The organism is Clostridium sp. YIM B02569 (assembly GCF_022320765.1).
Taxonomy (GTDB): domain Bacteria; phylum Bacillota; class Clostridia; order Clostridiales; family Clostridiaceae; genus Clostridium; species Clostridium beijerinckii.
In genome coordinates this window covers 1-6,602 of record NZ_JAKJJX010000054.1, presented here as the reverse complement: position 1 = coordinate 6,602, position 6,602 = coordinate 1, and the positions used below count along the sequence as shown (strand labels likewise).

5 protein-coding genes are annotated in these 6,602 nt (G+C 27.6%); 2 read left to right on the top strand and 3 right to left on the bottom strand.

Translation table 11 applies throughout. The features are described from left to right. Positions 1-498: 498 nt before the first annotated feature. Entirely contained in the window at positions 499-975 is a 477-nt protein-coding gene (locus L3B96_RS26925) for a hypothetical protein (RefSeq protein ID WP_023977040.1), read from the bottom strand. Positions 976-1,181: 206 nt separating this feature from the next. Between L3B96_RS26925 and L3B96_RS26920 the strand changes: the two genes are divergently transcribed. Further along, the gene (locus L3B96_RS26920; protein WP_017210204.1) at positions 1,182-1,625 is read left to right on the top strand and encodes a MarR family transcriptional regulator; all 444 of its coding nucleotides are present in this window, start codon (positions 1,182-1,184) and stop codon (positions 1,623-1,625) included. 81 nt (positions 1,626-1,706) lie between these two features. Then, entirely contained in the window at positions 1,707-2,876 is a 1,170-nt protein-coding gene (locus tag L3B96_RS26915) for an MFS transporter (RefSeq protein ID WP_023977041.1), read from the top strand. A 184-nt stretch (positions 2,877-3,060) separates the two neighbouring features. Here the strand turns inward: L3B96_RS26915 and L3B96_RS26910 are convergent, their stop codons facing one another. Both L3B96_RS26910 and L3B96_RS26905 read right to left on the bottom strand, forming a co-directional pair. Continuing rightward, the gene (locus tag L3B96_RS26910; RefSeq protein WP_238949043.1) at positions 3,061-4,461 is read right to left on the bottom strand and encodes an aldehyde dehydrogenase; all 1,401 of its coding nucleotides are present in this window, start codon (positions 4,459-4,461) and stop codon (positions 3,061-3,063) included. Positions 4,462-4,551: 90 nt separating this feature from the next. Beyond that, complete coding sequence (locus L3B96_RS26905; protein WP_238949042.1) at positions 4,552-6,120, bottom strand: hypothetical protein; 1,569 nt, start codon at positions 6,118-6,120, stop codon at positions 4,552-4,554. Positions 6,121-6,602 lie beyond the last annotated feature (482 nt).

Genomic DNA, 6,602 nt, shown 5'->3' with positions numbered 1-6,602 from the left:
TTCAAAGACCAATTTTTCCTTCTAAATCCTGTTATTATAAGACTTACAAGTTTCTGTCGTTTCTGACAGCTTATTCAGTATATCATCGCTTTCAGACTTTGTCAATAACCTTTCTTAAAACTTTTCAAACATTTTTTCTTAGATGTTTTATTAGCTTTAAGTTATTGAATTTTATAATCTTTAGCAACGAATTAAATCATACCATCGCTATTTAATATTGTCAACATTTTTCATAAAACTTATAATTTTACATTTCAAGTATCTTGTAAACTTGAGTTGTTTTTGCTTATATATCTTAGCGATGTGTTTTATCTTAACATTTCTAAATTACTCACAATTTAAATTATTCCCTGATTTTATAAGATTATTCATGCTTTTCTCTATTATATGTCATTATTCTAAATTTTATTTATACTGACACACTAGAAATAGTTTACTAATAGACTTACTATACTTCAATGCATATATTAATGTTTCCTAGAAGTTATATCTTAAATATTATTTCAAAACCAAATCACTAAACATTTTCTCATGTCTCCTTTCTTCTTCTATAATATTTGAGATAATCTTATATACATTATTGTTTACATCATTTAAGTTTCCAAGTAATCTTCCCCGGATATCTAGAAGTAAGCTTATGCTATTTTTCTCAAATTCTAATGAATATTTTATTAAATCCTGAACATTGTCTACATGAGGAATTCTAATTTGACTCTTAAATTCATATAAAAGCTTTACAACTTTGTCATATAAGTAAAAATCAATAGTATCATTGAGTTCATAGTTAAATTTCTCTTTTAATCGCTCATAATATTTGATATGTTTAATTTCTTCCTTTCTAATCACTCTTGTAATAATCTCAATATTTTTAGAATTCTTTTCTTTTGCATTTTCTTCAATTTTTTTATATACCTCTAATGCATTGTTCTCAATATCAATAAGTCTCTCTATCAAATCATAAATAGTATAATTCATAATTAATTTCTCCTATTATATTTGAATTTATTTTAAATTGTATATAGACTAAAGCAAATTTATAAAATTATTATCATTATACTTTTTAACTATAATTAATATACGTTAACTAGTATATTTTTATATTCATTATCATCTTCACTAAAGCATTATCTATTACATTATAACGTTTGACAACATTGTGTAGCATCTATACAATATTTATTATGGATAAATTATTAGACAATAAAGAAATTAGTGAAATATTTCTGGAAGTAATATGTAGTTTCTTTGAAAAAGATTTGAAAGCTAAAAATTTTGGAACAGATTCAAATCTATATCATTCCGAAATACACATGCTGCAATATATAAAAGAAAATGAGGGCTTACATATTTCAGCTATTGCAAGAAAACTTGAGATTACGCGAGGTGCTGTCTCACAAACTATAAAGAGATTAGAAAATAAGGGCTATCTATTTAAGGAGGCGAGTTCTGATAGTAATTCAAAACTAATATTGAAGCTTACAGAAAAAGGTGAGGTGGCATATAAAAATCATAAAAGCTATCACAACCAATACAATCTTGTTATAAAAGAGTTATTGAGAAGTGCTAGCAGAGAAAATAAAGAATTTTTGTATAATTTTCTAAAGCAATTTAAAGACAAAATATAAGATACCTTTTCAAGGTATTTTATTTTATATTATATGTATAGTATCTATACATAAATCAATACAGTATTGTGGAGGATTAAAATGACTCATAAATCAAATTTTAAATTAAACAGATTTATAATATTAATTATGGCTATTACTTGCGGGGCTACAGTTGCAAACCTATATTTTATTCAGCCATTACTAACACAAATTTCTACAAACTTTAATATTTCAGAATCTCAAGCAGGATTTATTGTAACTCTAACCCAAATAGGTTATGCTCTAGGATTATTTCTATTTGTTCCACTTGGAGATATAAAAGAACGTCGTAATCTAATTATAAAAATGCTTATAGTTGTTGGTATTTCTTTGCTATTAGTTGCTATTTCTCCTAATTACGTAATTTTATTAATTGCTTCTCTGTTAGTTGGATTTACAACAATAATTCCTCAACTAATAGTTCCATTTGCTGCGCATTTGGCAGAACCTTCAGAACGTGGAAAAATAATAGGTAATGTTATGAGTGGACTTCTAATAGGAATATTACTATCAAGAACATTTAGTGGGATTGTCGGCCAAGCTTTTGGTTGGAGATCAGTATATTTCTGTGCTGCATTCTTAATGGCACTTTTTGCAATAATAATAAAAAACTTTTTTCCAACAAGCATACCAAACTCTAGTATATCATACGCTAAGCTAATACTCTCCATATTTCCTCTAATTAAACAAGAGAAAACTTTAAGAGAAGCATCTATAAATGGAGCATTGATGTTTGGAGCTTTCAGTGCATTTTGGACTTCTGTTATTTTTTTATTAGGTTCTCACGTTTATAATCTTGGAACACGTGAAGCTGGATTGCTTGGTTTAATAGGGGTTGCTGGAGCTGCCGCCGCACCTTTTGTTGGAAGAATTGCTGATAAAAAAACCCCTAAATTTACAGTGGGAATAAGCATTATTTTTTCTACTTTATCTTATATATGTTTTTTCATTTTAGGATATAAACTTTATGGTTTAATTGTTGGTGTTATACTACTAGATTTAGGAACCCAAGCTGGTCAAGTTTCCAATCAAGCAAGGATACATGAGCTTGGTGATGAAGCACGTAGCCGAATTAATACTGTATTTATGGTTTCATATTTTCTTGGTGGATCATTAGGCTCATTTCTAGCACCTTTAAGCTGGCAATATTTCGGTTGGATTGGAGTATGCTCAATAGGATTTATATTCGAAGTTATGGCTCTAATTTTTCACTACATCATTTATAAGTAAAAATTCAAGCTACTTATCATTTCATTAGACCAGTAATAAATTTATTCTTCTATGGAAATTATACTAACCTTTAATATATCGTAGCCTATATATAATAAAATTATTATTATTATAACCTACGATATATCAGCATTTTGCTTTTTAATAACATTAAAACTTAGTTTCCTAATAGAAATTTATTATTTTAATTAAGAAATTTTTTAATTAAAGTCATACTCTTTGCGCTATATGGTGGAAAAAGTATTCTAATATTTATTTTTGTTCCTCTATTCAGGACACTTTTTCTATGAGAAAATGTTTTAAAGCTCTCTTCTCCATGATAAGATCCTATACCAGAATTTCCAACACCTCCAAATGGCAAATTACTATTTGCTAAATGATTTAAAGTATCATTTATACAAATTCCTCCTGAAGGTATTTCTTCGATGACTCTTTCTCGTATTTTCTTATTATTAGTGAATATATAAAGAGCCAGAGGTTTAGGCATTTTTTTGATTTTCATTACAACCTCATCAAAATTAACAAACTCAATAATAGGGAGTACAGGCCCAAATATTTCTTCCTTCATGCTTTCCGATTCAAATGCTGATACATCTATAATTGTTGGCTCTATAAACCTTTCATATTCATCATAACTTCCTCCATAAAGAATTCCCCTTTTATCTTTATCAATTAAATTTTTTATTCTGTTAAAATGTTTATCATTTATTATCCTGCCATAATATTTACTAGATTTAACGTTATCTCCAAAAAATTCTTTTATGGCATTTTTCATTTCTTTAATAAGCTCATCTTTAATATTTTTACTAACCATAAGATAATCTGGAGCTACACATGTCTGCCCTGCATTTAAAGTCTTTCCCCAAATAATCCTTTGAGCAGAAATTTTGATATTAGCAGTTTCATCTACTATTACTGGACTTTTACCGCCTAGCTCTAGAGTAACTGGAATCAAATTTTGCGCTGCCGCTTTCATTACTATCTTTCCAACACTTACGCTTCCAGTAAAGAATATATAATCAAATGGAGCATTTATCAATGAAATATTTGTCTTAATACTTCCTTCTACACAGCTTATATATTTTTTATCAAATATTTTTGAAATCATTTCACTTATTATATTTGAAACATTCAATGAAATTTCAGAAGGCTTTATTACTATGCAATTCCCTGCACTTATTGCACCTATTAACGGCTCAATAATGAGTTGAAACGGGTAATTGTAAGGACCGATTATTAACACGCTTCCATAAGGTTCGCTAACTATATAACTTTTTCCAGGCTTTAAAAATATCGGTGTTTCTGTTTTTTTAGGCTTTGCCCATTTCCTTAAATTATTAATTGTATTTTCTATACTCAAATATACAAATCCTATTTCTGTTACATATGATTCAAATTCATGTTTTCCCAAATCAAGACTTAAAGCTTCATTAATTTTACTTTCATAATCTTTTATACTTTCTTTAAGTTTTTTTAATTGATTAATTCGAAATTCTATTTTCTTAGTAGCCTGAGTGCTAAAAAACTCTTTCTGATCTTTAAGAATTTCATTAACATCTTCTGATGTTAATTCAGAACTATTCATTTTATTATCTCCTTACCTTATATTCTAAGCAAATATTCCATAATTATAATTTTATCCAAATACTTGTAAAAAAATAACTTATGAGATAATTTAAAATTCCGGAGTGATTTCATCTATATGTACTGTCTTTTCTCCATTTTCCAATATCCTAAACTGAATCTCTATTTTAAAGCCATCTAAGAAGCTTACATCTATGTATTCATATTCTTCCTTTTTTTTCTTATTGCCTTTACTTTCTATTACTCCCATGCTTAAAGCCATTGGATCATTTGTAAAATGTAATTCATGTAAACATTGTTCGATTTTAAGTAATTCGCTTCGGGTAAAGCTTACTACATTACCCAAGTTATCAAAATTAAAAGTAAACTTATTAAAAAAATGGCTCCATTTCTTAAATATTTCACTCTTCTTTTCTTCTTCTTTATTTCTCACATCACTTTTCATTTTGTTATAAGCATCTACCAAGTTATGTGCTTCCTCTTTTAAATGTTGAAATTCCATTCCAATGTTTTTTATACTTTCCTCTTTAATAGATATTGCTTTAACATTATCATCTATCAATTCCTTCTTATATGTGGCCTTTATATTAATATCTGAAATCTTATTATTTACATCAATTTCTTCAAACTTAACTACTTTAAATTCTTCCATAAGTGAGTCTAGTTCCTCTAATGGTGCTTTTTCCATTTTAACCTTAATCTCTTTTAATTCATCTTCATATGATTTCTTGACTGATGTTAATTTAATATGTATTTTCCCCAAATCTATTATATCTTCTTCCGCTTTATCTCTACTTCTAATTGCGTTCTTCAATAGACGTTTTTCTTTCTCTAAACTATTCTCAATAGAATTTATTTTATCCTTACATAATTCTATTTGTTTTTTCAACTTTAACAATTCTTCCTGCGACTTCTTTAATTCTTCTTCTCTTTTAAATGCTTCCACTTCCTCTTCACTTGTTACAAAACTCGGAAGTTCTTCTTCTTTCACAGTAAATCTACCTCCATAAGCCTTAACGCATAACCATATAAGTCTTATAAAATGTTGCCTATCTAATTTTTTCCATACATTAAGAAATGTCAATTTTGCAACATCTACTGATTGAGTAAATTCTCTTTTTTGTTCTTCATCCATACTACTTATAATTTCTTCTATATCTTTTGTAGTTTCTTGTAGATCTACAAATGCTTGTCCGTTTATATATTCTTTAGCCTTACCACTAAGCTTTTCATTATATTTTGAATAAATAATATCAGCCTTATGGTTTGGCGTTAAGTTTTTATGCACTTTATATAGTTTAGCTGCTTCCTCTATTACCTCTATTGATACTTCATCCTCTGTTGCACTCTCTAAATCATCATTAGCTTTTTCGGAAAGAATGTTGAACAACCTTTCATTTAACTCATTTCTTGTACACTTTTCCAATTCCTCTTTTTTTTCGTCAACCAAAGCCCATATTTCTTTTACTTCCGGTTCTTCAAGCACACGATTTTTTCCTATTTTACTTCCTATAAAATTAATTATACTTATAGTTCTTTTCTTAGCCTTTTGTATAATTGGCTTTGATATATTTGTCACATTCATTGTTTCAAGTAATGCAATTTGTTCAATGATGTCATTATCTGAAATTTTTCTAAGTCCGTCAAAAATATTAGGCATATCTGTCTCCTTTGTAAATTAATTATTAGTTATTTTTATCATAGTTCATCTTAACAACGCTATAAAGTCAGCATAATAAATTCATATTAAAGCTACAATAATTCCTACCTAATTACTATATAGATTCTCAAATGAAATTTCAACCATATAAGTTATAAATAATATAATTCATTCTTTATAAGTTTATTGGTTTTATATATCTTGATAATTTTAAAATAAACTTTGATCAATTAAATTTTTTAGAAAACATATGATAATGAAATATAATATTCACTAACACAAATTCTAGCATATTCATCTATATTTTAACAGAATAACCATTAATATTCCACATTATCGGTGAGATTCCTATTTTTATATATCTATATGTTCACCATCCCAAAATTTGATAAAAAAAAAGACAGCCATTATGACTATCTTTAATACTTACCTCGCAACGTCCTACTCTGCCACACAGTCTCCCATGCAGTACCATCGGCGCT

Coding starts and splice junctions, on each gene's coding strand:
- L3B96_RS26925 (WP_023977040.1), bottom strand. CDS start 975: ATGAATTATACTATTTATGATTTGATAGAGAGACTTATTGATATTGAG.
- L3B96_RS26920 (WP_017210204.1), top strand. CDS start 1,182: ATGGATAAATTATTAGACAATAAAGAAATTAGTGAAATATTTCTGGAA.
- L3B96_RS26915 (WP_023977041.1), top strand. CDS start 1,707: ATGACTCATAAATCAAATTTTAAATTAAACAGATTTATAATATTAATT.
- L3B96_RS26910 (WP_238949043.1), bottom strand. CDS start 4,461: ATGAATAGTTCTGAATTAACATCAGAAGATGTTAATGAAATTCTTAAA.
- L3B96_RS26905 (WP_238949042.1), bottom strand. CDS start 6,120: ATGCCTAATATTTTTGACGGACTTAGAAAAATTTCAGATAATGACATC.